The organism is Luteibacter sp. UNCMF331Sha3.1 (genome assembly GCF_900109915.1).
In the GTDB taxonomy this organism is placed as follows: Bacteria; Pseudomonadota; Gammaproteobacteria; order Xanthomonadales; family Rhodanobacteraceae; genus Luteibacter.
The window spans coordinates 1,233,480-1,255,800 of record NZ_FOBU01000001.1 but is presented as its reverse complement, the minus strand read 5'-3'; the positions used below and the strand labels follow the sequence as shown (position 1 = coordinate 1,255,800).

General features: G+C 69.0%; 21 protein-coding genes. 10 read left to right on the top strand and 11 right to left on the bottom strand.

Annotated elements, in window-relative coordinates; translation table 11 throughout:
* Positions 1-9 precede the first annotated feature (9 nt).
* A complete protein-coding gene (locus BMX32_RS05580; RefSeq protein WP_139206675.1) occupies positions 10-711 on the top strand; it encodes a hypothetical protein in 702 nt (233 codons plus the stop codon).
* On the opposite strand, the gene grxD is transcribed toward BMX32_RS05580, so the two are convergent.
* The 4 genes from grxD to BMX32_RS05560 form a co-directional block, all read right to left on the bottom strand.
* Positions 660-1,562: a Grx4 family monothiol glutaredoxin gene (grxD, locus tag BMX32_RS05575; RefSeq protein ID WP_029213166.1), complete on the bottom strand. Its 903-nt coding sequence runs from the start codon at positions 1,560-1,562 to the stop codon at positions 660-662. The two genes, BMX32_RS05580 and grxD, sit on opposite strands and share 52 nt — an antisense overlap.
* Before the next feature lie 71 nt (positions 1,563-1,633).
* The gene (locus tag BMX32_RS05570; RefSeq protein WP_089975441.1) at positions 1,634-2,506 is read right to left on the bottom strand and encodes a UDP-2,3-diacylglucosamine diphosphatase; all 873 of its coding nucleotides are present in this window, start codon (positions 2,504-2,506) and stop codon (positions 1,634-1,636) included.
* A 181-nt stretch (positions 2,507-2,687) separates the two neighbouring features.
* Positions 2,688-3,302: an SGNH/GDSL hydrolase family protein gene (locus tag BMX32_RS05565; RefSeq protein ID WP_089975439.1), complete on the bottom strand. Its 615-nt coding sequence runs from the start codon at positions 3,300-3,302 to the stop codon at positions 2,688-2,690.
* Positions 3,302-4,546 (bottom strand): aminotransferase class I/II-fold pyridoxal phosphate-dependent enzyme, encoded by a 1,245-nt coding sequence (locus tag BMX32_RS05560; protein WP_089975437.1) that lies wholly within the window; start codon positions 4,544-4,546, stop codon positions 3,302-3,304. The genes BMX32_RS05565 and BMX32_RS05560 overlap by 1 nt, the downstream gene beginning before the upstream one ends.
* A gap of 118 nt (positions 4,547-4,664) precedes the next feature.
* On the opposite strand from BMX32_RS05560, the gene rsgA reads away from it, so the two are divergent.
* A complete protein-coding gene (gene rsgA, locus BMX32_RS05555; protein WP_089975434.1) occupies positions 4,665-5,720 on the top strand; it encodes a ribosome small subunit-dependent GTPase A in 1,056 nt (351 codons plus the stop codon).
* 105 nt (positions 5,721-5,825) lie between these two features.
* A complete protein-coding gene (locus tag BMX32_RS05550) occupies positions 5,826-8,024 on the top strand; it encodes an autotransporter outer membrane beta-barrel domain-containing protein (RefSeq protein ID WP_089975432.1) in 2,199 nt (732 codons plus the stop codon).
* A 10-nt stretch (positions 8,025-8,034) separates the two neighbouring features.
* Here the strand turns inward: BMX32_RS05550 and BMX32_RS05545 are convergent, their stop codons facing one another.
* From BMX32_RS05545 to BMX32_RS05530, 4 genes are read right to left on the bottom strand one after another with little or no spacing between them, the layout of a single operon-like run.
* Positions 8,035-9,051, bottom strand: coding sequence for a Csu type fimbrial protein (locus BMX32_RS05545; RefSeq protein ID WP_089975429.1), 1,017 nt, complete (start codon positions 9,049-9,051; stop codon positions 8,035-8,037).
* Complete coding sequence (locus BMX32_RS05540) at positions 9,048-11,348, bottom strand: fimbria/pilus outer membrane usher protein (protein WP_170843566.1); 2,301 nt, start codon at positions 11,346-11,348, stop codon at positions 9,048-9,050. Before BMX32_RS05540 ends, BMX32_RS05545 begins: the two co-directional genes overlap by 4 nt.
* Positions 11,349-11,355: 7 nt before the next feature.
* Positions 11,356-12,063: a fimbrial biogenesis chaperone gene (locus BMX32_RS05535; protein ID WP_049808770.1), complete on the bottom strand. Its 708-nt coding sequence runs from the start codon at positions 12,061-12,063 to the stop codon at positions 11,356-11,358.
* 23 nt (positions 12,064-12,086) lie between these two features.
* The gene (locus BMX32_RS05530) at positions 12,087-12,575 is read right to left on the bottom strand and encodes a Csu type fimbrial protein (RefSeq protein WP_049808771.1); all 489 of its coding nucleotides are present in this window, start codon (positions 12,573-12,575) and stop codon (positions 12,087-12,089) included.
* 256 nt (positions 12,576-12,831) lie between these two features.
* Here BMX32_RS05530 and BMX32_RS05525 point away from each other — a divergent pair, with 256 nt between their 5' ends.
* Genes BMX32_RS05525 through BMX32_RS05505 form a run of 5 tightly spaced genes read left to right on the top strand, consistent with a single transcriptional unit; the run spans position 12,832 to position 16,882 of the window.
* Complete coding sequence (locus BMX32_RS05525) at positions 12,832-13,233, top strand: hypothetical protein (protein WP_089975425.1); 402 nt, start codon at positions 12,832-12,834, stop codon at positions 13,231-13,233.
* Positions 13,230-13,424, top strand: a complete 195-nt coding sequence (locus BMX32_RS05520; RefSeq protein WP_029214048.1) for a helix-turn-helix transcriptional regulator — start codon at positions 13,230-13,232, stop codon at positions 13,422-13,424. The genes BMX32_RS05525 and BMX32_RS05520 overlap by 4 nt, the downstream gene beginning before the upstream one ends.
* A gap of 4 nt (positions 13,425-13,428) precedes the next feature.
* Positions 13,429-14,979, top strand: a complete 1,551-nt coding sequence (locus BMX32_RS05515) for an alpha/beta hydrolase (protein WP_089975423.1) — start codon at positions 13,429-13,431, stop codon at positions 14,977-14,979.
* Complete coding sequence (locus BMX32_RS05510) at positions 14,976-15,710, top strand: ABC transporter ATP-binding protein (protein ID WP_089975421.1); 735 nt, start codon at positions 14,976-14,978, stop codon at positions 15,708-15,710. The genes BMX32_RS05515 and BMX32_RS05510 overlap by 4 nt, the downstream gene beginning before the upstream one ends.
* Positions 15,707-16,882: an ABC transporter permease gene (locus BMX32_RS05505; protein ID WP_089975419.1), complete on the top strand. Its 1,176-nt coding sequence runs from the start codon at positions 15,707-15,709 to the stop codon at positions 16,880-16,882. The genes BMX32_RS05510 and BMX32_RS05505 overlap by 4 nt, the downstream gene beginning before the upstream one ends.
* A 58-nt stretch (positions 16,883-16,940) precedes the next feature.
* On the opposite strand, the gene BMX32_RS05500 is transcribed toward BMX32_RS05505, so the two are convergent.
* Positions 16,941-19,052, bottom strand: coding sequence for a TonB-dependent receptor family protein (locus BMX32_RS05500; protein ID WP_089975416.1), 2,112 nt, complete (start codon positions 19,050-19,052; stop codon positions 16,941-16,943).
* A gap of 116 nt (positions 19,053-19,168) precedes the next feature.
* On the opposite strand from BMX32_RS05500, the gene BMX32_RS05495 reads away from it, so the two are divergent.
* Both BMX32_RS05495 and BMX32_RS05490 read left to right on the top strand, forming a co-directional pair.
* Positions 19,169-20,011, top strand: coding sequence for a class I SAM-dependent methyltransferase (locus BMX32_RS05495; RefSeq protein WP_029213750.1), 843 nt, complete (start codon positions 19,169-19,171; stop codon positions 20,009-20,011).
* A complete protein-coding gene (locus BMX32_RS05490; RefSeq protein WP_089975413.1) occupies positions 20,012-20,551 on the top strand; it encodes a pseudouridine synthase in 540 nt (179 codons plus the stop codon). It abuts the gene before it with no gap.
* 3 nt (positions 20,552-20,554) lie between these two features.
* Here the strand turns inward: BMX32_RS05490 and dgoD are convergent, their stop codons facing one another.
* Together dgoD and BMX32_RS05480 are read right to left on the bottom strand one after the other, a co-directional pair.
* Positions 20,555-21,706 (bottom strand): galactonate dehydratase, encoded by a 1,152-nt coding sequence (gene dgoD / locus BMX32_RS05485; protein WP_089975410.1) that lies wholly within the window; start codon positions 21,704-21,706, stop codon positions 20,555-20,557.
* 2 nt (positions 21,707-21,708) lie between these two features.
* Positions 21,709-22,320, bottom strand: a complete 612-nt coding sequence (locus BMX32_RS05480; protein WP_029213747.1) for a 2-dehydro-3-deoxy-6-phosphogalactonate aldolase — start codon at positions 22,318-22,320, stop codon at positions 21,709-21,711.
* Between the last annotated feature and the right edge of the window lies 1 nt (position 22,321).

Here is a 22,321-nt window from a genome sequence, read left to right as displayed (position 1 = left end):
GATCGCACGATGCTTCGTACCGTCCGTCGACATCGCGCGTGCATCGCGCCGCGTGGAGCGCCGGTCGGATCACCGGGAGAACCAACGATGCAAAGAAGGAAGACGTGTGCGGCCGCGCGGCTGCGCGTGATCGCCGCCGCTCTCGCGCTGACGGGCGCCATGGCGTGGACTGCTGTGGCGACGGGACACGATCGGCCGCTGGGCGTGATCGACGTGGCCGAGCGAACAGCGCTCGAGCGAAGGATCGAGGCGCTGGCCAACGAGGCCGCGAACCGTCGGTCCTACATCGAGGAGGATCCTCTGCCCATCCACATCCGCGCGCGCTTCGACGTCGCGGCGGAGACGCTGATCATGGATGCGGATGAACGCCTCGGCCCGCTTTCCGGCACGGGTGCGCTCGAGGACATGGAGATGGATATCCACGAAGCGATCCGTGTCCTTCTCAACGACATCCAGCGATTTCAGGGGGTGCGATGGCTGTATGGCGGAAAAGACATGTACTTCTGGTTCCCTCAGGACCGGCGCACGAGTCACAGTGAGAAGACGAGAGCATCGACGTCCGGAGTGCTGATCGGTGCCGGCCACATGCGAAGGCGTTCGGACGGTCGAAAAAAACGGCGCCCGAGGGCGCCGTTTCGCTATGAAGCATGTCGCGTCGCTTACTCGCCGATCTTGCGAGCCCAGGCCTGCATGCCGCCGTCGACGCTGTAGACCTCCGTGAAGCCATGCGCCGCGAGACGTTTGGCGTCGGCGACGCTGGAAACGCCGGAGTTGCAGATGAACGCGATCGGCGTGTCCTTCGGCAGCTGTCCGAGTGCTTCGAAGCCTTCGTTCTCGAGGATGCGCGCGCCGGCGATCGGCGCGAGCTCCGCACGGCTGGCCGCCGGGCGGTTGTCGACCACCACGATGTCGCCGGCGTCGATGCGTGCCTTCAGGTCCTGCACGTTCATCGTGCCAATCGATCCCGGGAACTTCAGGCTGAGGCCTTCGCCCTGCACCGTGGACACCCAGTCGATCACGATGCCCTTCGCGCGTGCCGCGCTGCCCGGGTCGAAATGCACCTCGATGCCGTTGGCCACGACGACGATGTCGTGATCGCCGGCGGGCGCGAGCTGGAAGCCGGCGCTATGGTCGGGGCCGATCTCGAGGTGCAGCGCCATGCCCTGCGCATTCGCCATGCCGCCGCGGATGGCCTCGGCGGCCTTCTCGGTGATCGTGATTTCCGGCGGCGTGCGGTCGGGCGCGGCCTGGCCGAACATCGTGTAGAGCTCGCCGCTGGTGTACAGCTGGCGGATGATGTCCGAGCCGCCGACCAGTTCGCCCTTCACGTAGAGCTGCGGAATGGTGGGCCACTGGCCGAATTCCTTGATGCCCTCGCGGATCTCCGGATCTTCCAGCACGTTGACCGTGTGGTAAGCCGGGATCACGTCGTTCAGGGTGTTGATCGCCGCGGCGGAGAAACCGCACATCGGCTGCTGGCGCGTTCCCTTCATGAACAGCACGACGTCGTGCTGGCCGAGCAGGGTTTCGATGCGCTCGCGCGTGGGTGTATCGAGGGCCATGGGGTCACCGCGGGAGAGAGAGGGGCCATTTTACCGGCATCCATCGCACATGGGCCCCCCGGCCGTCACTTTCAACCCGCTATCGACACTCCGGCGCCCCGCAGGGCGGACAGATCGGCCCGGCAGTCGGCGAGAGGGGCGAAGCCGAGGACCGCTTCGGGCGACGGCAGCACCGTCTCGCGGCTGGCGCGACCCAGCGGCGTGACCCGCTCGGTCCAGTGGATCAGCTCCATGGCGCCCGTGAAGTCTTCCACGAGCGCCGTGCAGTGCTCGACCCAGTCGCCGTCGTTCAGGTAGAGGATGCCGTCCATCGGACGGATATGGCCGAAGTGGATGTGGCCGCAGATGTGCCCGTCGAGCCCGCGTTCGCGCGCGTCGTCCGCCACGCGCTTTTCGTAGCCACGGATGTATTCCAGCGCCGCGCCCACATGCGACTTCAGGATGATCGACAGGGGCAGGTAGGGCAGTTCCAGCCGCAGGCGCACCGCGTGGACGCGGCGGTTGGCCCAGCAGATGAAGCGGTGCAGCGTGTCGCCCAGCCACGCGATCCAGCGTCGGCCGACGTGTTCGGGGTCGAATTCGTCGCCGTGGCTTACCCGGTAGCGGCGGCCGTCGGCGCCTTCGTGGATGGCGTCGAGTTCCACGCGGATGCCGGCCAGTGTCGTCCCGGCGAGGCCGCGCATGGAGAAATCGTGGTTGCCCGGGATGTAGATGACCTCGACGCCGCGCGCCGCGATCGCGAACAGCTCGGCGATCACCGCGCTATGGTCGGGGTGCCACCAGTGGCGCCTGGCCAGGGCCTCGAGGTCGACGATGTCGCCGACGAGATAGAGACGCTCGCAGTCCACCTGGCGGAGGAAGTCGAGCAGGTAGGCCGCCTTGCAGTCGGGCGTGCCGAGGTGCACGTCGGAGATGAAGGCGCTGCGGCAGGTGAGCTTCGCCATGGCATCGGTTCCCGGGGTTGTCCCGGGTGCCCAGTCTCGGGGCGACAGGTAACCGTGCGGTGGCGGCAAGGTTGCAGCCGTGTGGCAGCGGGCCGCCTTGCCAGGAGAGCTCATGTGGGAGCGGCCTCGGCCGCGATGGGTGCTCGCCGCAAGCTTCCATCGACAGCAGGCGGGCTCCCCCTTAGGCGCGCAGTTCGCGCAGCGCCGCCTGGGCCTCGGGCAGGATCGCCTCGACCCAGGTCGCGTACTGCGCGGCCGACGGGTGCAGGCCGTCGTCGACCAGCATGCCGGGCGCCGCGCCCGCGCGGCGCGATGCCGGCGTGACGTCCACCCAACGCGCATGCATGCGCAGCGTTTCGTCGCGGGCGATCGCGTTGAAGGTGTCGATCTCGCTCGCGATGGTCGCCCGGTCGCGACCTTCCGCGAACGCGGTGACGCCCCAGTCGGGAATCGATACGACGACCACACGTCGCGCGTCGCCGGCGAAGGCGGTCGCGCGTTCCAGCAGTGCGAGGAACTGCGTGCGGTATTCGCTCGCCGGTCGGCCGCGGTACTGGTTGTTCACGCCGATCAGCAGCGTGACGAGACCCCATCGACCGTGGAGGCCGGCGCCGTCGATCGCCGCCGAGAGCTCGTCCGTCGTCCAACCCGTGGTCGCCACGATACGCGGCGCGTCGACATCGATGCCGCGCTCGCGCAACCGGGCCGCGAGCTGGACCGGCCAGCGGCCCTCCTCGGGAACGCCTTCGCCGATGGTGTACGAGTCGCCGAGCGCGAGGAACGCCGCCCGACCCATCAGGCGACCGCGCTCGCGGTCGGCGCGGATTCGGCGGCCATGCGCGTGAGCACGCGGTCGATGCGCACGAATACTTCCGCGAGCTGCGACGGCTCGGGCAGCAACGTGAGGCGCAGGTGCCGGCTAGCGGACAGGTTGAAGCTGGTGCCCGGCACGACGAGCACGTTTTCCTCTTCCAGCAGGCGGAGCGCGAACGCGGTGTCGTCGAAGTGCGGGATGGCATCGGCCCGCACGTGCGGGAAGGCATAGATCGCGCCGCCGGGTGCGACGACATCGAGGAACGGGCTGGCCGCGACGTGTTCGAGCACGACCCGGCGGGCTTCGTGCAGGCGGCCACCGGGGGCGGTGAGGCTGCCGATGGTGGGTTTGTCGAGCAGCGCGGGTCGCACGGCCCACTGCGCGGTGACGTTAGCGCACAGGCGCAGGGCGGCGAGCAGCTGCAACGCGTCGCGGTACTCGGCGGTGCGTGCCGTATCGCCGGAGAGGCTCATCCAGCCGACGCGGTAACCGCACGCGCGATGCACCTTCGAGAGACCACCGAAGCTCATGCACGGATGGTCGCCGGCGATGGCGGCGAGCGGCTGGAACGGCGTGCCGTCGTAGAGGATCTCGTCGTAGATCTCGTCGCAGAGCAGCAGCAGGCCGTGCTTGCGCGCCACGTCGACGATGCGTTCGAGCAGGGCCCTCGGATAGACCGCGCCCGTGGGATTGTTCGGATTGATCAGCACGAGCGCGCGCGTGCGCGGGCCTACCAGCGCGTCGATCTCGTCGGGGTCGGGGAGGTGACCGTTCTCGGCGAGGCAGCGGTAGTACCGGGGGCTGCCGTCGTTGAGGATCGTCGCGGCACTCCACAGCGGGTAGTCGGGGCTGGGCAGCAGCACCTCGTCGCCCGGCTGCAGCAGCGCGCGCAACGAGATGTCGATCAGCTCGCTGACGCCGTTGCCGATGAACACGCGCTCGACGTCGACGCCCGTCGCGCCACGGGCGCGCTGCTGACCGACGATCGCTTCGCGGGCCTCTTCAAGACCCTGTTCGTGCCCATAGGCCTCGCTGTCCACGAGGTGCGCGCCGATGGCCTCGCGAAGATGCGGCGGCGTCGTGAACCCGTAGCGACCCGGGTTACCGATGTTCAGTTTGATGATCGCCTGGCCGGCGGCTTCCATGTCGCGTGCGCGCCGGGTCAGGGCGCCGCGGATTTCGTAGCGCACTTCCGCCAGGTGCGCGCTGGGCTTGATCGAGGACACGTCGGGACTTCCGGCACACGCCGCCAGGCCCTTTCCCGGCGGTCGCGATCCGATCCTAACAGCGTCTCCGGAACGCCGCGAGGCGGCAAACGGCCCTGGAGCGGGCATAATCGCGGCCATGACCGACACACCGGACCTGGCGCGACTGCGCCGCATCGGCTGGCGAGAGCCCTCCCTGCCGGACGATCCACGCCGACTGGCACGCGTGGTGGCGCAGCATCGTGCGGGCTACGAGGTCCATGACGGGTCGGTCGCGTTCAACGCGCAGCCCGCTGGCGCCTTCCTCAAACGCGGGCTCGATCCCTCGCTGCGGCCCGCCGTCGGCGACTTCGTCCTGCTCGACCACGCCAGCCATCCGGTGATCGAAGAGGTGCTGACGCGGCGATCCGTGCTCACGCGGGCGGCGGCAGGCGAGCGCTACGAGCGTCAGATCATCGCGACGAACATCGATTTCGTGATCGTGCTGACGGGGCTCGACGGCGACTTCAATCCGTCCCGCATCGAGCGCTACCTCACGCTGGTGGAAGGCTCCGGCGCCCGCCCGGTCGTGCTCCTGAGCAAGGCCGACACCGGTGTCGACGTGCCGGCGGCGCTCGACGCGCTGGTCGCGCGCCTGCCCGCGGACGCGGCGGTGCATGCGATCAACGCGAAGGATCCCGCCACGGTGTCGTTGCTCGCGCCGTACCTGGGTCCGGGCATGAGCGCCGTACTCGTCGGGTCGTCGGGCGCGGGCAAGTCCACGCTCACCAACACGCTGCTGGGCGAGGAGCGCATGGCGACAGGCGCGGTGCGCACGAACGACAGCCGTGGCCGTCACACCACCACGCATCGTGCCCTGCTCAGCCTGCCCACCGGCGGCTGTCTGATCGACACGCCGGGCATGCGCGAGCTGAAGCTCACCGGGGAAGAGAACCTCGATCTGTTCGCGGACATCGAAGCGCTCGCCGCGCAATGCCGCTTCGCGGATTGCAGCCACGGCAACGAGCCGGGCTGCGCGATCCAGGCCGCGCTCGCGTCGGGCGAACTGTCGCCGCAGCGCTGGCGCAACTTCCTCAAGCTGCACGACGAGCGCGAAGAACAGGCCGCGACGCTGGAGGCACGCCTCAAGCGCAAGGCGGGCCCGAAGCACGCGGCGAAGCCACGGCGCGGCGACTGGTCCCGCGACCCCGACTGAATTCCTTCAGGGCAGCCGCCCACGCGGCTTGCGTCTCGCACCGACATACGGCGTTTCCTGCCGCGACTAACGTGCTTCGCCTTGTCGCGACACTGGGAAGGCAGCATGGGAACACGTTCGTTCGGGCGCCGCGCACTCGCGTGCGCCGTGTTGGGTGCCTGCGCCGCGTCCGCGCAGGCGACGCGGTTCGACCGCGGGCTGGTGGTCGACGCCCGCGAGGCCGTGCAGCTCGATCCCGGCGACGTCGTCGGCACGTCGGCCGCCTCGGCCGTCGCGCTACGCGTGGGTGCCCGGGCGACGGTCGACGCCGACCACGTCACGATCGTCAACGATGGCGAAAGCACCCCGAATCGAAGGGCGTACGGCGTGGCCGTCCTGGATGGTGGCGATATCTCGCTGATCGACAGTCGCGTGGCCGCGCGGGCTCCTTCGGGCGTCGGTCTCCACGCGCAGCATGGCGCGTCCATCGCGCTCGAACGCACCGACGTCACGGTGGCCTCGCTCGGTGCGGGCCTGACGCTCGACGGCACGAGCCGCGCGACGCTGAGCGACTCCGCGGTACGGGCGCCGCACGACGGGTACGCGATCGACACGCGTGTCCGCGGTGGCGGCGCCGCCACCGTCGCCGTGGCGTCGAGTTCGCTCAGCGGTCGTGTCGTATCGGGTGAATCCGGTTTGCGCCTCGACGCCAGCGACAGCCGGCTCGTCGGCGACATGGCGCGCGACGCGGCCGGCGTGCTCGACGTCACGCTGGTGCGCAGTCATTGGCAGGGTGCCGCGCAGCGACTTTCATCCGTCCGTCTGGAGCGCTCGGACTGGGTCGTGGAAGGGAACAGCCAGGTGGACGCGATCGCGCTGCGTGACGCCAGCCGTGTCGTATTCGCACGTCGCGACAACGCGTTCGCGACGCTGCGTGCCCGCACGTGGTCGGGCGAGGGGGAGTCGACGGTGCTGCTGCATACGCGCCTCGACGGTGGCGGTCCCCTGCGCAAGCAGGCGACCGATCGCCTGCTGGTGAGCGGCGACGCATCGGGTCGCACCGTGGTGCACGTCGAGAACGCCGGCGGCGCCGGTGCGTCCACCGCGGGGCGCCGGGCGGCCAACGGCGCCGCCGATGGCATCAGCATCGTGCAGGTCGGCGGCAACGCGGCACCGGACACGTTCGTGCTCGCCGGCGATCATGTCGTGGTCGGTCCGTGGCGTTACGAACTGAACGGCTTCGCGCCCGACGTATCGGATCCGGCACAACGCCTGGTCGATGGTGAAGGTGGCTTCTGGGATTTCCGGCTGCAGAGCGCTCGCGTCGACGAACGTGGGCTGCGTGCGCATCCCGCGACCCGGAGCGTCGGGCGACGCACACGCAACGCTCTTGCGCCGCAGGTGCCTGCGTATCTCGCGATGGCGCACGCCGTGCTCGGTTATGCGCAGACGAGCGCCGACGCGCTGGAGCGTGCCGCGTACGACGCGCCGCGCGAGCCGTCGTTGCGCGTGCAGGCGTTCGGTGCCGACGTGGCGTATCGAAGCACGCTGTCCTTCGACGAATTCGGCATCGCTTACCGGCGTCGCGATCGCGGACTCCAGTTCGGTGGCGACGCGATCGCGAAGCGGTCCGGCCGTGCCTGGCTGCGTGTCGGTGCCGTCGTGACCCTCGGTACCTCGCATGTCGTGCCGAAGGATGTCGACGGTCCGGCGAGCATGCGACTCGACGCACGCGGCGTCGCGCTGCTGGCGGGCGTCGTCACCGACGGTGGCTGGCGTGCCTCGGCGAGCTACGGCATGACGCATTACCGTGCGTCGGTGGCGTCCCCGGCACGCGGCGAAACGCTGTCACGCCATCGGGCCAACGGGACACTGGCCACGCTGTCGGCGGCGTATCCGTGGCAGCCCGGCACTCGCCTGATCCTGGAGCCGCGTGTCGGCGCGACGTGGCAGCGGCTTCGCCTCAACGGTGCGGTCGATCGCGACACGATCCGCATCGGCGCCACGCGCGCGGAGCGTCTGGGTGGCCGTGTGGGAGCGCGACTCTCGCTGCCCTATCGGCCCGAGGGCCGGGTGCTCTCCACGTGGACGCCGTTCCTGGAAGCGCGCTACGACGCCGCCCGCGATGCGGGTGCGCGCGCGACGGTGGGCGGCGAACGCTTCCCGACCGGTACGGCAGCGGGCGCGTGGACGGCGGAAGCCGGTACACGGGCCGAACTGTGGTCGCATACCTCGGCGCACGTCGTCGTATCGCGGCGACTGCGCACGGGGCGGGGCGGCGAGGAAGGGCTGACCGCGCAGGCCGGTGTCGCGATCACGTTCTGATACGCCGGAATCAATACGTGACAGTGACCGTGACCACATCGCTGTAATCCCCGGCGCGCGCCGCGGACTGCATGGGAACGCGGCCGTACACCGTCAGTGTCTGCTCGCTGCCCGAGCCGGAGCCCGCCGCCGTGTCGGTGTCGAGCGTGTTGCCCCAGCGCTGTGTCCGCTGGCTGTCGCGGTACAGCTCGTACGCGACGAATCCGGTGCCCGAGGTCATGCGTCTCACCCCGCCGGACGCGTTCTGCCCATTGTCGAGGCCCACCTGGTAGGCCGTGCGATGGGTGCAGGTCAGTCGTAGCAGCGACGTCTGGTCGCTGTTGGTGCGCAGCAATCCCGACACGCTGCCGAAGTTCAGCTCCGTCGCCGTCGCGATCGTGCAGAGCTTCGACACCGTGGCGGTCACGGTCGAGGCCGGTCCGGCGAGCGCACCGCCGCCACCGCCGCCGGTCTGGCACGAGGCCGGAAACGTGCCGAGCGCGAGCAGCGCCTCGGTGTAGCGGTAAGCGATCCCGTTCGCGCTGGTGCCCCCCGTGAGCGTGCCGCTGTAGGCGCCGGCGGAAAGCGTCGTCTGTCCGGCGGGCACGCGTCCGTAGATCGTCGCCGAGCCCGTCCGTGTCTGTGGACTGGAAAGGATGGTGAACGACAGCTGGAAGGTGAACGGCGTGTACGTCGCGTTGCCGATCGGCCCCCACACGCTGGTCCGCTGCGAGTCCTTGTACAGGTCGTAGCGCAGGCGGTCGTTGTTGGCGTTGAGCAGGGTGCGCGGCGAGACGCTGCCCTGGTCGTCGGGTGCGAGGCCGATGCAGCCGGTAAGGTATACGCCATAGAGGCCGCCCAGCAGGCCGCCGGTATAGGTGCAGCTGTAGTCGATGGTGGCGGAACCGTCGACGAGACCGTCGGTAGGGTTCACGGGTCCGAACGCGACGGTGGTGATGCCGGTGATGCTGCAATTGGTCAGGGCGTGCGCGCGTCCGCTGCCGAGCAGGGCGGCTAACGCGATCAGCGTCAGCGCGAACCACTTCATGGCGCATCGTCCCTGCAGGTCAACGGGCCGAGTTGCGGCAGGTCGCGCGCGCCGGCGGGATACACGAGCGTGGCGGAGCAGCGCGTGCCGTCGGGTCGCACGACGCCCAGCGTCGCGCTTCCCGGCAGGCCATCGAGGTAGACGATGCCGTCGTAGCCGACGATCGCGTCCTCGCCCGGGCCCACGCCGACGCGTGAGCCGAGAGGGATCGGTTCGCCACGGTCGTCCACGAGGATGACCGATGCCGCCCGGACGTGCCTGATCGGGAAACGGACGACCACACCCGAACGATCCGCCGGCGCGACGACCGCCTCCACGCGCTGCACGCGATCGTCGGCCGGCAGGTCCAGCGGATCGATGGCGAGCCGGTTTTCCTGGTAAGCATTGAGTCGCGACACCAGCAACAGGCCGCGGCGATCGGTGACGCCAGTGCGCCGGTTTTCGAGCAGCACGGGGATGTCCGGCGCACCTTCGGTGGTCACCAGTGCGAACGCGTCGTCGATGCGGCGCGCCGCGAACGCATGACCGCCCATCAGCACGAGCGCTCCGTTCGCGTCCGCGTAACCGTACGAGGAGTGACCCATCGTGCTGCCGCCCACGGTGAGCTGCCCACGGTTGCCGAGCCAGCCCACCTCGCCGAGCCCACCGCCGTACGCGCCGCCGCGACCCTGCACGTGCCAACCGAAGCCGCCGTCGCCGTCGATGGGCCGGCTCGCGTCCACGATCCCGAAGGTGTGGCCGCGGTCGCGCTGCACGGACGCGCTCCACGTCGTCCGCTCGTCCATCGCCACGGTGATACCGATGAACACGCTGCGATCGCCGGCATCGTCGAGGTTCTGGTTGTAGCTGGCATTGAGCGAGATGCCGCCACCGACGTTGCGCAGCACGAAAAGGCCCGCATAGCGCGATGTCGGCTGTCCCGCATAGCGCAGGCGAACGAGGTTCGCGCCGAAGCTCGACTGGCGCACGTTGAAGCCGATCAGCGCACGGTCGCTGACGCGCGGGGGTGGCGAGCCGTAGCCCGCCGCCACATCGCGGTACCGTGCGTTGCCGCGGACGGTATCGAACGACACGTTCACGATGCGACCGTTCCACGCGTAGCCGGCACCGTACTGGGATCCACCGCCGCGAGACAGCGACAGCGAGCCGTTCAGGACATGCGCGCCGCCCGGATTCCACACCGCGCCCACCCCGGCGGTGCCGCGCCCGTCCCCGGCCTCGGCGTGCGATTCGAGCGTGAGTCGATCGCTGGCGCCGTGGCGCCACGTCGCACTGCCGATCGGCGCGCTGCCGTAAGCGAACGAGTCGATGCCATACGCCTCGCGCACGGTCCCCAGTTCCACCGACCAGTCGTCGAGTCCCGCGCTGAGCAGGCGACGCGCGGCGTAGAACGGAAACGTGACCGTGCTGCTCCGGCCGAGCGCGTCGGTGAGCACGACCTGCGCCTGTCCTGCCTGATCGACACCGGGCACGGCGGTGAGCTGGAACGGCCCGGCGGGTACGCGTCCGCTGTACTGACGGACACCGTCGACGTAGAGCTCCACCGCCGATGGCGCGGTCGCCTGACCGAAGAACTGCGGGAGCGGCGTGGTGACACGGTACGGTTGCAGCGCGAAGTCGGTCCCGTACGCGATGCCGCCGATGCGCGTCGCGCGCGTCCACGAGAGATACCCGGTGAACGTGTCGCCGATCGTCAGGGCCTGTGCGCGATCGGGCATCGACAGCCGCCACTGGGTGTCGAGTCGCACGGAGTCCCCTTGCCAGCCATCCTCGCGCGTCTGGTATCGCCGGGTCAGCGACGTGCTGCTGAGCACGCCGAGTCCGTCGCTGAAGGCGCGCAGCTCGGCGAAACCGGAAAGGTTGCCCAGACCGCCGCCGTGGGAAGCGTAGACGTCGTAGTTGAGCAGCACGCCGTTACCGCTGGTCGCGGCCAGCGTGCTTCGCTCCGGGCGGTTGAGGACCGTGGTCGGGAGCGCGAGCATGTCGTTCGGCGCGTCGATGACCACGCGTTGCGCCGCCACGTCGTAAGTCATGCGCACGCCCGGCAGATCGCGGAGGCAGCGCTCGCCATCGACGGCCGGCACGTGGAAGCCGAGGCGACCGAGGTCGGCGGTCGTCGCGCAGAGGGTGTCGTCGCGGCGCACGAAATGCACGAGCGCCTCCGTCTTCGCGCCGTTGAGTACGACCTCGAGATAGAGATCCTCGCCGACCGTCCTGGTGCGTGCCGTGATCGTGGACGGCGGCGGAACCGCCAGCGCCTCGGTCGTCGTCGCATGCGTGCTGCCGGCGTCGAGCATCAGGACGCTAGCGGCTGCCCGGGTCCACGACCAGCGTCGACTCGGTCGGGTCACCATTGACCCTTGCACGTACGCTGCCGCCGTCCGGCGCGGACGGCAGCACCCATCGCATGGTGGCGCCCGGCAGCGCGTAGCCCACCAGCCCGTTCCGCAGCACCGTTCGCTCGCCGTGTGCGTCCTGCCGCACGATGTCGGCGATCTGCGCATGCCCGCTCCCCACGTTGCTCACGCGTAGCGCGCCGCCCGTGGGCGATGCTTCCCATGTCGCCTGCAATGTCGCGCTGACCGTCGGGTCGCCGCGCGGCGCCAGGAACACGGGTATCGAATACCGCAGCACGAATTGCAGACCTTCCTTCTTGGCGCCATCCACCGGCAGTTCGTCGACGAGCACCCGGTACGCCGCTTCCGTACCCTCCGGTGGCGCGACCTGTCGGATCACCCGGACCATCTGACGGTCGCCGGGCGCGATGGTCACCATGGGCGGGCTGACGACGAGATCGCGCGAAGGCTCCAGGAAATCCTTGCCATCCGCCTGCGTCCAGCGGAAGACGCGTACCTGGGCGTGGATCGGCTCCGTCCCCGTATTGGTCAGCCACAGCGCCTCGGCCTGCGCTTTCGCCGCGACGCTGAGGCCGATGGGCGAGACCTGCAGGCCGCTGCCCGTCGCCAGCGGCGCAGCGAACGCCGCGACGATCGTCGCGGCCGCCATCGCCATGCGGGGCGCCCATGGGTGCACCGTCAGTACGTGATCGTCGCGGTGATGACGTCGCTGTAGCTCCCTGCGGGAAAGTTGGCGCTGGGCACGCGTCCGTAGACCGGCAGGTTCTGCACCGTTCCCGTGCCGGTCCCGGCGAAGACGTTGCCGCCCGCTCCCGTCGTACTTCCCCAGACGTCCGCCGCGCCGCGCGACGCGGCCCGGTAGAGCTGGTAGGGGACCAGTGCGGTGCCGTTGCTCATCTTGCGCGAGTTCGCATCGGTACCGTTCTGGCCGTTGTCGAGCGAGATGGTGTACGGCGCGCTGGGCGTGCAGTTCACGTTGAGCGCGCCCTGGTTGTCGACATTGGTCGCGGTCGACGGCTGCGAGCCGAAGTTCACGTCCGTCGGGGCGGTCGTCGCGATATCGCAGGCCGCGGTGATGGTGATGCGGACGTTGAACGTGGCGGTCGCGGTGGCCGCCTGCGCGGGCGGGGCGAGTGACGCGACGACGCCTGCGAGGGCGACGAGCATGGACGAGCGAACGAGGTGGCGCATGGCGGATCTCCAGGAGTGACGGCGCGTCGGGAAAACGGCGCGACGCAGGATGTGTTTCCGTCGGATGCAAGAATCGGTCGATTCGCAGGCGGCCGTGTGTGAAATTTCGGATGCATTGCCGGAATGACCTGACGTTGCCGAATGCGCTCATGGCGGTGTCAAGGTCACTTGACAGGCCGGGTGGCGTGCCTCAGGATCTGTGTCAAGCACGCTTTACATCGAGGAGCGGACGATGCGACCCGTACACAAGCGATATCTGTGGGAAATGGCGCCGGCACTGCTGGGCTATGTCGTGCTGATCATGGTTTCGGTGGCCTGGCTGAAGACACTGGAGGGCACCGCGGCGCGGACGGTCGTCACGCTGCTGCCCGTGCTTCCCGTCGGTTTCATGATCCGCGCCATGGTGCGTGCGATCCGCGGACAGGACGAGTTCGAACGGCGCATCGATCTCGAATCCATCGCGATCGGTGGCGCAGTCGGCGGTTTCGGCTTCTTCACCTACGGGATGCTGCTGAACGCGAAAGTCCTGCCTGCGCCACCTGCCGAGGCGATCGCGATCTGGGTACTGCCGGTGCTGCTCTTCACGTTCGGCGTGACCAAGTGCGGCATCAACTGGTACTACCGCACCCGATGATCAACCGTGTCCGCGAACTTCGCACGGCCTCGGGCTGGTCGCAGGCCGATCTCGGCGAGCAGCTCGACGTCTCGCGCCAGACGGTGAACGCGATCGAGACGGGCAAGTACGATCCCAGCCTGCCGCTCGCGTTCCGGATCGCGGCGCTGTTCGATCTGCCCATCGAATCCATCTTCACGCCGGGGGAATGAAGGCATGAAACGAGCAGCACGGATCGCCATCGCCGTCGCCATCGTCACCGCCGTTTTCGCGGCGCGACCGTGGATGCACGGCCACGCGAGCAAGGCGACGAAGGCATCGACGCCGCTCGCCGCCACCCAGCCCGCGCCGCCGCGCGTCTGGCGCATTGGAACGCTCGAACTGAAGCCCTGCGAGCTGCCACAGCCGCACTCCGGTCTGTCGACGCCGGCCTGGTGTGCGCCGTTCGACGTGCCGGAGGATCGTGCCCACCCGAAGGGCCGCCACATCACCCTGCGCGTCGCCGTCGTGCGCAGCAGTGCGCAGGTGCCGGCCACCGACATGGTCGCCTTCATCGCGGGTGGCCCGGGGCAGTCCGCCGGCGAGAGCTACCCCGCGATCGCCGGAGCGATGGCGCCGTTGCTCGCGCACCGCAACGTGCTGTTGCTCGATCAGCGCGGCACGGGTGGATCGCATCCGCTCAGCTGTCGCGACGACGAAGCGGGCGGCGCGGATGAGACACACGCCTTCGATACCGAAGCCATACGTCGCGAAACGCGCACGTGCCTCGATCAGCTTTCCCGCGAGGCGGACGTCCGGTTCTACACGACGACCGACGCGGTCGCCGACCTGGAAGATGTCCGGCGCGCGCTCGGATCGCCGGGGTTCGACCTGTTCGGCGTCTCGTACGGCACGCGCGTCGCGCAGCAATACGCGATGCGGCACCCGGAAGGTGTGCGCACCCTGATCCTCGACGGCATCGTGCCGAACGGACTCGTGCTGGGCGACGACTTCGCGGTGAACCTCGATGCCGCCCTCAAGGCGCAGTTTGCGCGTTGCCACGAGAACGCCGCGTGTCGCGAGCGCTTCAACGATCCGTACCAGACGCTCTACCAGCTGCGCGACGCGCTGCGCGCCAACCCGCACAAGGTCACGTTCCGCGATCCGCTGGATTACTCGTCGGTGCAGCGCGTGCTCAGCGAGTTCTCGCTGGCTACCGTGGTGCGCATGTTCGCGTATTCGCCGGAGACCGCCGCATTGCTTCCGCTGTCGATCGACGCCGCGGCGCACGGCGATGTCGGGCCGCTGCTGGGCCAGGCAAAGCAGTTGACCGGGGATCTGGGCGACACGCTGGACGGCGGCATGCAGTATTCGGTGATCTGTTCCGAGGACGCCGATCTCATGCAGCCGCGTCCGCAGGACAAGGACACCATCCTCGGCGACACGATGACCGGGGTCATCAAGGCCGCGTGCTCCGTGTGGCCCCGCGGTGCGCGGCCCGCGGACTTCCGCCAGCCGTTGAAGAGCGACGTGCCGGCGCTGCTGATGTCCGGCGAATTCGACCCGGTGACGCCGCCGCGCTACGGCGACGACGTGGTCAGGGGTCTGCCGAACGGTCGGCACCTGGTGCTGAAGGGGCAGGGCCACAGCGTGGTGGCGCGCGGCTGCATGCCGCGCCTGCTCGAACGCTTCATCGACGACGCCGACGCGAAGGGCCTCGACGCGAGTTGCCTCGACCGGCTCGGTCCCTTGCCTGTCTTCACCGGATTCAACGGAGCCACGCCATGATCGAGGTGAAGGATCTGCATAAATCGTTCGGCGACGTGCGCGCCGTCAACGGCGTGAGCTTCACCGCGCGCGACGGCGAGATCACCGGCCTGCTCGGACCGAACGGCGCCGGCAAGACCACGACGCTGCGCATGCTCTACACGCTGATGACGCCGGACACCGGCCAGGTGCTGGTCGATGGCCTCGACGCGAGCGCGGACCCGTCCGCCGTGCGACGCCGGCTCGGCGTGCTGCCCGACGCGCGCGGCCTCTACAAACGGCTCACCGCCAGCGAGAACATCGATTACTTCGGCCGCCTGCACGGCATGCCGGAAGCGCTGCTGCGCGAACGCCGTGAAGCGCTGATCGACGCGTTGGACATGCGCGACATCGCCACGCGACGCACGGAAGGATTCTCGCAGGGCCAGCGCGTGAAGACGGGGATCGCGCGGGCGCTGGTCCACGATCCGCGCAACGTGTTGCTCGACGAGCCGACGAATGGCCTCGACGTCATGGCCACGCGCGCCATGCGCCGATTCATGGGTCAGCTGCGCGACGAGGGCCGGTGCGTGCTCTTTTCCAGCCACATCATGCAGGAGGTCGCCGCGCTCTGCGATCGCATCGTCGTGATCGCGCACGGTCGCGTGGTGGCCGACGCGCCACCCGCCGCCCTGCTCGCGCAGACCGGAGAGACCACGCTCGAGGACGCCTTCGTGAAGATCATCGGGACGGACGAGGGACTGGCCGCATGAACGCCTTTTCCGCCGTCTACTGGAAGGAAGTGCGCGAGAACCTCCGCGACCGCCGCACGTTGATCAACGCGCTGATCACGGGGCCGCTGCTGGGCCCCGTGATGTTCATCACGCTGATGAACGTCATCGTGAACAGGGAGCTCGCGAAGACCGACCAGCCGTTGTCCGTGCCGGTGATCGGCGCGGCGCTGGCGCCCAACCTCGTGGCTGCGATGAAGAGCGCGAGCATCGACGCCGCGCCGGGGATCGACGACCCCGAGATCGCGGTGCGCGAACAGCGAACCGACGTCGTCGTGCGCATCTCGCCGGACTATGCGAAAGCCTGGGAGAAAGGGCAGGCGGTGCAGGTCGAGCTGATCTTCGATTCGTCGCGGCGCGACGCGGCCGCTCCAGTCTCCCGCGTTCGCAGTCTCGTGGAAGGCTACGGCCGGCGCGAGGGCGCGATGCGGCTCATCGCGCGCGGCCTTTCGCCGACCACGGCATGGCCGGTGCAGGTGGCTTACCGCGATCAGGCGACGTCGCAGTCGCGCTCCGCGCTGATGTTCTCGTTCCTGCCGTACTTCTTCGTGCTGACGGTGTTCCTCGGCGGCATGTACCTCGCCATCGACCTGACCGCCGGCGAGCGTGAGCGCCAGTCGCTGGAGCCCTTGTTCGTCAACCCCGTGCCCCGCTGGCAGATCCTCGCCGGAAAGCTCGGCGCCATCTGCACGTTCTCGCTGGTCAGCCTGCTGCTGAGCATGGCGGCGTTCGCCACGGCACCGTGGTTCATCCCCACGGAGAAGATCGGCATCGCACTCGATCTGGGCTGGCGCTTCGCATCGCAGGTGGTGTTGCTGATGCTGCCGCTCATCGTGTTGCTGGCCGCGCTGCAGTCGCTTGTGTCGGCATTCGCCAAGAGTTACCGCGAAGCGCAGACCTACCTGTCGATCCTGATGATCGTGCCCGTGCTGCCGAGCGCGCTGCTTTCGGTCGTCGCCATTCGCGCCGAGCCATGGATGTACGCGGTACCGCTGCTGGGCCAGAACCTCGGCATCGTGCAGCTGCTGCGCGGCGACGGCATGGCCGGCTGGCAGATCGCGCTCTGCCTTGGCGGCGGCCTGGTCGCCGCGGTCCTCGCGGTGTGGGGCACGGCGCTGATGTACCGCTCGGAGCGCCTGGCCATTTCCGGATAGCGGATCCCCAACTCGCGGGCGAAGGGTGGCGCCGCCCGCTTTCACAGGAAAAAGCCGTCTACTTCCAGCGGATATCCATGCCCACCAGATAGGTCCGCCCCGGTGCCGGCTCGTAGTACCGCGCATTCCCGTCGTTGACGATCACCGACCCGATCACGTGCCGGTCGGCGAGATTGTCGACACGGGCGAAGGTGTTCACGCGCCACGGGCCTTCGTCGAACACGTAGCCGCCGGACACACCGAACAGCGCATAGCCCGGCGCGGACGCCGTGCCGAGGTCGTTGACGGAGGTCGAGCCCGACGCACTCACGTCGACGCCGGCCTGCCATGCGCGATCGCCGCCGTACTTCAGTGCCGCGTAGCCGGTCGATCGGGGCACGCCGGGGATGCGCGTTCCGGCGGCGACGGGCGTATCCGGTGCCGCGCACCCCGCGGACACGCAGGTCAGGAACGGCGACCGGAAGCTCGCCTGCATGCGCGTGTACGCCGCGACGAGACGCAGGTTTGGCGCGACCTCGCCCTCGAACGATAGCTCGACGCCCTGGCGCCGCGAGCTCGCGATGTTCTGGTACGTCGTGCGGCCACCCAGGTTGGTAGCCACGGCGAGTTCGTCGTCGCTGTCCGCGCGGTAGAGCGCGATACCGGCCTGCATGCGCCCGGAGGGATGCAGCTTGAGGCCGATCTCCGCGTTGCGCGAGTGCGATGGCTTCAGGTCGAACGCGAGTCCGGCGCCGCGGTCGGCACGGTAACCGAGCTCGGAGAACGTGGGTGTCTCGAAGCCGCGTCCCCAGTTCGCATAGGCATGCAGCCACGGCGCCGCCCGCCACAGCACGCCGAAGACGGGCGTGGTGGCGACATACGCGACGGAGCCGCTGTCGTCGGGATTGCCTGCGCGGACATAGCGGTCCGACGAGCGGAAGCGGACGTCGCTATGTCGCGCGCCGCCCATCAGGGTCCAGTCGTCGGCGACGCGCCACGTGGCCTGCGCGTACTGATCGACGTCGAACACACGATCGATCTCGTCGCGCCGCTTGTCGCCGCGCACGCCGAGGGTCGCTCCGGCGAAGTTGTTGAACCCCTGGCGGTGCTGCGACTGGTTGTCGTACGCGATGCCGACGGCGACCTCGAAAGGACGACCGGCCACGGTGTCGCGCCACGTCCAGCGCGCGTCGCCACCGCCGTATTCGCTGCCCAGGTCGACCACGCCGCCCGAATTGCCGGGCTGCGACGCCTGCGTCGCCACGGGGATCGACAGGTACTGCAGCACGTCGCGCCTGCCGTAGTATCCCATGACGCGCAGGCTGTTCGCCTCGTCGACGCGCTGGTCGTAGACGAGGCCGGCCTGGCGCTGGTCGACGGACTTGCGCGTATCGAACGTATCCGCCACGGCGGCGACCTGGCGTGGATCGGCCCTGTACTGCGCGCGCGTGAGACCGAGCGGGTCCTGGGCGTCGGGGACGTCGAGCGCGTTGAGCACGAGCGTGAGCTTCGCGTCGTCGTCGATCTTCCAGCCAAGCTTCGCGTTGCCCGACTCGCGCCGCGCCGCGCTGTGGTCGCGGTAACCGCTGGTGCGGAAATGCGTCGCGTCGAGGTTGTAGTCGACCGGACCGTCGACACCGCGGGCGTTGACCGAGGCACGCAGGTTGCCGTTGCTGCCGCCCGCCACGCCGAAGCGCACTTCGGGCGGTTCGGTGCCGTCGGCGGTGAAGATCTGCACCACGCCGCCGGACGCGTTGCCGTAGAGCGCGGAGAACGGCCCACGCAGCACCTCCACGCGATCCGCGGCATCCAGGTTGAAGTGCGACACCTGGCCCTGTCCGTCGGGCATGGTGGCGGGGATCCCGTCGGTGTACAGACGGATGCCGCGGATGCCGAACGTCGATCGCGCCCCGAAACCGCGGATCGACACCTGCGCGTCCTGCGCGTAGTTCTGCCTGTCCCGCACGACGATGCCGGGGATCGCCTGCACGCGTTCCGACAGGTTCACGTCGAGCGAGCCATCCGCCGGCACGGTCGCGACATCGATGGCGGCGGGGATGTCGTACGGCGACTGCGCGCTGCGGGTCGCGGTGACCACGACGGGGGCGAGCGGCGTCTGCTGGGCGGCGACCGCTGTGGAGAGCAACGCGAGGACGGCCGCGGCCACGGGGCGGAGGGGAAACGAATGCATGGGGATGCCTTTCGGGGGACGCGTCGATGATGCCCGAAGAAGGTTGCCGTGGATGGGTCCGTCGTAACGGGTCGTGCTAGCCTTCCGGCCCACCACCCTAACCCTTCGGTAGCGCCATGAAGAAATTCATCATCGCCAGTGTGATCGGTCTCGCCGTGTCGTGTGGCGCGGAGGCCTTCCAGGCCGACCAGCCTGCCGCTCCGCCCGCGCCGGCCAGCGCGAGCACCGCCAGCGCCGCCCTGATCGACAAGGCCGTGGCCGGCCCGTGGCGCACGCCCGCGTTCACCGCGCGCGACACGTACCGTCACCCGGCGGAGACGCTGAAGTTCTTCGGCATCCGTCCCGACATGACCGTGATCGAGATCTATCCCTCGGGCGGCTGGTACACCGAGATTCTCGCGCCGTACCTCAACCCGAACGGTCACTACGTCGCGGCCATCGAGAAGGGCTCGAAGGGCGTGACGGCGATGCGCAACAAGTTCGCGGACAAGCCGGCCCAGTACAAGCTCGCCGAGATCCGCGAGTTCGATCACAAGGTGCCGAACCTCGGTCCCGCCAATTCGGCGGACATGGTGCTGACGTTCCGCAACGTGCACAACTGGGCCGCCGACGGCACCGCCGATGCGATGTTCAAGGCGTTCTTCAAGGTGCTCAAGCCGGGCGGCGTGCTGGGCGTCGAAGACCATCGTGCCGACAAGGGCAAGAAGGTGGACGACGTGGTGAACACGGGCTACCTGCCGACCGACTACGTGATCAAGCTGGCTACCGACGCGGGCTTCAGACTCGACGGCCAGAGCGAGGTCAATGCCAATCCGAAGGACAACCACGACCACCCGAAGGGCGTGTGGACGCTGCCGCCGGTGCTCGAACTCAAGGATCAGGACAAGGCGAAGTACATGGCGATCGGCGAATCCGACCGCATGACGCTGCGTTTCGTGAAGCCCGCTGCAACCAAGTAAGTGCTCCTCGCGTTGAACAAACCCTTCGGGGTGCTCTGCCAGTTCACCGACGAAGCCGGCCGGCCCACGCTGGCCGACTTCGTCGCGCAGAAAGGCGTCTACGCGGCAGGGCGGCTGGATCACGACAGCGAGGGCCTGCTGCTGCTCACCGACGACGGCCGGTTGCAGCACCGGCTGGCGGATCCGAAGCACAAACAGCCGAAGACCTATGTGGTGCAGGTCGAGGGCACGCCCACGGAGGTGGCCCTCGACCGGCTCCGTCGCGGCGTCATGCTGAAGGACGGACCCACGTTGCCCGCGCAGGTCGAAGCGATCGCCGAACCGGGCTGGCTGTGGCCCCGCGATCCGCCCGTGCGCTTCCGCAAGACGGTGCCGGACGCGTGGCTGCGTATCGTGCTCAGGGAAGGCCGCAACCGGCAGGTGCGCCGCATGACCGCCGCGGTAGGGCTGCCGACGTTGCGATTGATCCGCGAATCGATAGGCCCTTACACGATCGCCGGGCTCGCACCCGGCGACGTGCGAGTCATCGACGGCGGGTGACGCTTACCACTCCGCGACCGACCCGTCCGGGTGCCGCCATAGCGGGTTGCGCCAGTCGGCGACCTCGCGGCTGCGTTCGATCACGAGCTCCTCGTTCACCTCGATACCGAGGCCCGGACCGGTGAATGGATGCGCGTAGCCGCCGTCGTCGAGCTTCAGCGCTTCCTTGTTCACGACGTAATCCAGCACTTCGCCGCCACGGTTGTAGTGGATGCCCATGCTCTGTTCCTGCAGCGTCGCGTTCCACGCGACGAAGTCGACGTGCAGGCACGACGCCAGCGCGATGGGGCCCAGCGGGCAATGCGGCGCGAAGGCGACGTCGTACGCTTCCGCCATCGCGGCGAGCTTCACGCACTCCGTGATGCCGCCGGCGTGCGAGAGGTCGGGCTGGATGATCGAGATGCCGCCGCGTTCGAGCACGTGCTTGAACTCGTAACGGGAATACATGCGCTCGCCCGCCGCGATCGGAATCGACGTCTGCGCGGCGATGCGCGGGTAGTACTCCGCCTGTTCGGCGAGCACGGGTTCCTCGATGAACAGCGGGCGGTACGGCTCGAGCTCCTTCACCAGCACCTTGGCCATCGGCGCGGACACGCGGCCGTGGAAGTCGAGGCCGAATTCGATGGTGTTGCCGAACGCTTCGCGGATCTCCGCGACACGTGCCACCGCGGCATCGACGGCCTTGCTCGAACCGATGATGCCCATCTCCTCGCACCCGTTCATCTTGAACGTGTCGAAGCCGTGCGCGAGGCGGTCGCGGATCTGCGCGATGACGTCGGCGGGACGATCGCCACCCACCCAGCAGTAGGTCTTCATGCGGTCGCGGACGCGGCCACCGAGCAGTTCGTAGACCGGCGCGCCGAGCGTCTTGCCCTTGATGTCCCAGAGCGCCTGGTCGATGCCGGCCATCGCGCTCATGAACACCGCGCCGCCGCGGTAGAAGCCGCCGCGGTACATCGTCTGCCAGATGTCGTTGATGCGCGCCGGATCCGTGCCGATCACGAACTCCGAGAGCTCGTGCACGGCAGCCTCGACGGTGCGCGCGCGGCCTTCGACGACCGGTTCGCCCCAGCCGACGATGCCTTCGTCGGTCTCCATCTTGAGGAACATCCAGCGGGGAGGGACACGGTACGTGGTGATCCGGGTGACTTTCATGTTCAGACCGAGCGATAGGCTTTGACGAAGGCGGCGGCGCGCTCGCGCGTGCGCGCGACCGATTGACCGGGTTTGTAGAGATCGCTGCCGAGTCCCGCGCCGATGCAGCCGGCGTCGAGGTACTGACCCAGATTGTCGGGGGTCACGCCGCCGACCGCCAGCAGGGGCACGTCGGGGGGCAACACCGCGCGGATCGACCGGATGTAGCCGGGGCCGAGGTTGGCCGCCGGAAACAGCTTCAGCGACTGCGCCCCGGCCGCGAGCGCCACGAAGGCCTCGCTGGGCGTGGCGAAGCCGATGGACGCGTACATGCCGCGCTTGATGCCCTGACGGACGACGGCCGGGTCGGTGTTCGGCGTCACCAGCAGGTGCCCGCCCAGGTCGGCCACCTCGTCGACGAGCTCGGGCGTGAGCACCGTGCCCGCGCCGACCAGCGCGCGATCGCCCGCCGCCTGCACGGCGAGCGGAATGCTCTTGCGCCAGTCCGGCGAGTTCAGCGGGATCTCGATCGCGTCGAAGCCCTCGGCGATCAGCGCCTCGACATGGGCGACGGCATCGTCGGGCGTGATGCCGCGCAGGATCGCGACGAGGGGAAGGGCGGTCGGCCAGGCCATG

Bases quoted from the DNA above. Each gene is read 5' to 3' on its own strand.
- BMX32_RS05530 (WP_049808771.1), bottom strand. From the start codon at position 12,575: ATGCTCGTCGCCCTCGCAGGCGTCGTCGCGTCACTCGCCCCGCCCGCG.
- BMX32_RS05520 (WP_029214048.1), top strand. From the start codon at position 13,230: ATGATCAACCGTGTCCGCGAACTTCGCACGGCCTCGGGCTGGTCGCAG.
- dgoD (WP_089975410.1), bottom strand. From the start codon at position 21,706: ATGAAAGTCACCCGGATCACCACGTACCGTGTCCCTCCCCGCTGGATG.
- BMX32_RS05540 (WP_170843566.1), bottom strand. From the start codon at position 11,348: ATGCTCGACGCCGGCAGCACGCATGCGACGACGACCGAGGCGCTGGCG.
- BMX32_RS05505 (WP_089975419.1), top strand. From the start codon at position 15,707: ATGAACGCCTTTTCCGCCGTCTACTGGAAGGAAGTGCGCGAGAACCTC.
- BMX32_RS05510 (WP_089975421.1), top strand. From the start codon at position 14,976: ATGATCGAGGTGAAGGATCTGCATAAATCGTTCGGCGACGTGCGCGCC.
- BMX32_RS05515 (WP_089975423.1), top strand. From the start codon at position 13,429: ATGAAACGAGCAGCACGGATCGCCATCGCCGTCGCCATCGTCACCGCC.
- BMX32_RS05565 (WP_089975439.1), bottom strand. From the start codon at position 3,302: ATGGGTCGGGCGGCGTTCCTCGCGCTCGGCGACTCGTACACCATCGGC.
- rsgA (WP_089975434.1), top strand. From the start codon at position 4,665: ATGACCGACACACCGGACCTGGCGCGACTGCGCCGCATCGGCTGGCGA.
- BMX32_RS05570 (WP_089975441.1), bottom strand. From the start codon at position 2,506: ATGGCGAAGCTCACCTGCCGCAGCGCCTTCATCTCCGACGTGCACCTC.
- BMX32_RS05500 (WP_089975416.1), bottom strand. From the start codon at position 19,052: ATGCATTCGTTTCCCCTCCGCCCCGTGGCCGCGGCCGTCCTCGCGTTG.
- BMX32_RS05525 (WP_089975425.1), top strand. From the start codon at position 12,832: ATGCGACCCGTACACAAGCGATATCTGTGGGAAATGGCGCCGGCACTG.
- BMX32_RS05545 (WP_089975429.1), bottom strand. From the start codon at position 9,051: ATGAAGTGGTTCGCGCTGACGCTGATCGCGTTAGCCGCCCTGCTCGGC.
- BMX32_RS05535 (WP_049808770.1), bottom strand. From the start codon at position 12,063: ATGGCGATGGCGGCCGCGACGATCGTCGCGGCGTTCGCTGCGCCGCTG.
- BMX32_RS05480 (WP_029213747.1), bottom strand. From the start codon at position 22,320: ATGGCCTGGCCGACCGCCCTTCCCCTCGTCGCGATCCTGCGCGGCATC.
- BMX32_RS05550 (WP_089975432.1), top strand. From the start codon at position 5,826: ATGGGAACACGTTCGTTCGGGCGCCGCGCACTCGCGTGCGCCGTGTTG.
- BMX32_RS05580 (WP_139206675.1), top strand. From the start codon at position 10: ATGCTTCGTACCGTCCGTCGACATCGCGCGTGCATCGCGCCGCGTGGA.
- grxD (WP_029213166.1), bottom strand. From the start codon at position 1,562: ATGGCCCTCGATACACCCACGCGCGAGCGCATCGAAACCCTGCTCGGC.
- BMX32_RS05495 (WP_029213750.1), top strand. From the start codon at position 19,169: ATGAAGAAATTCATCATCGCCAGTGTGATCGGTCTCGCCGTGTCGTGT.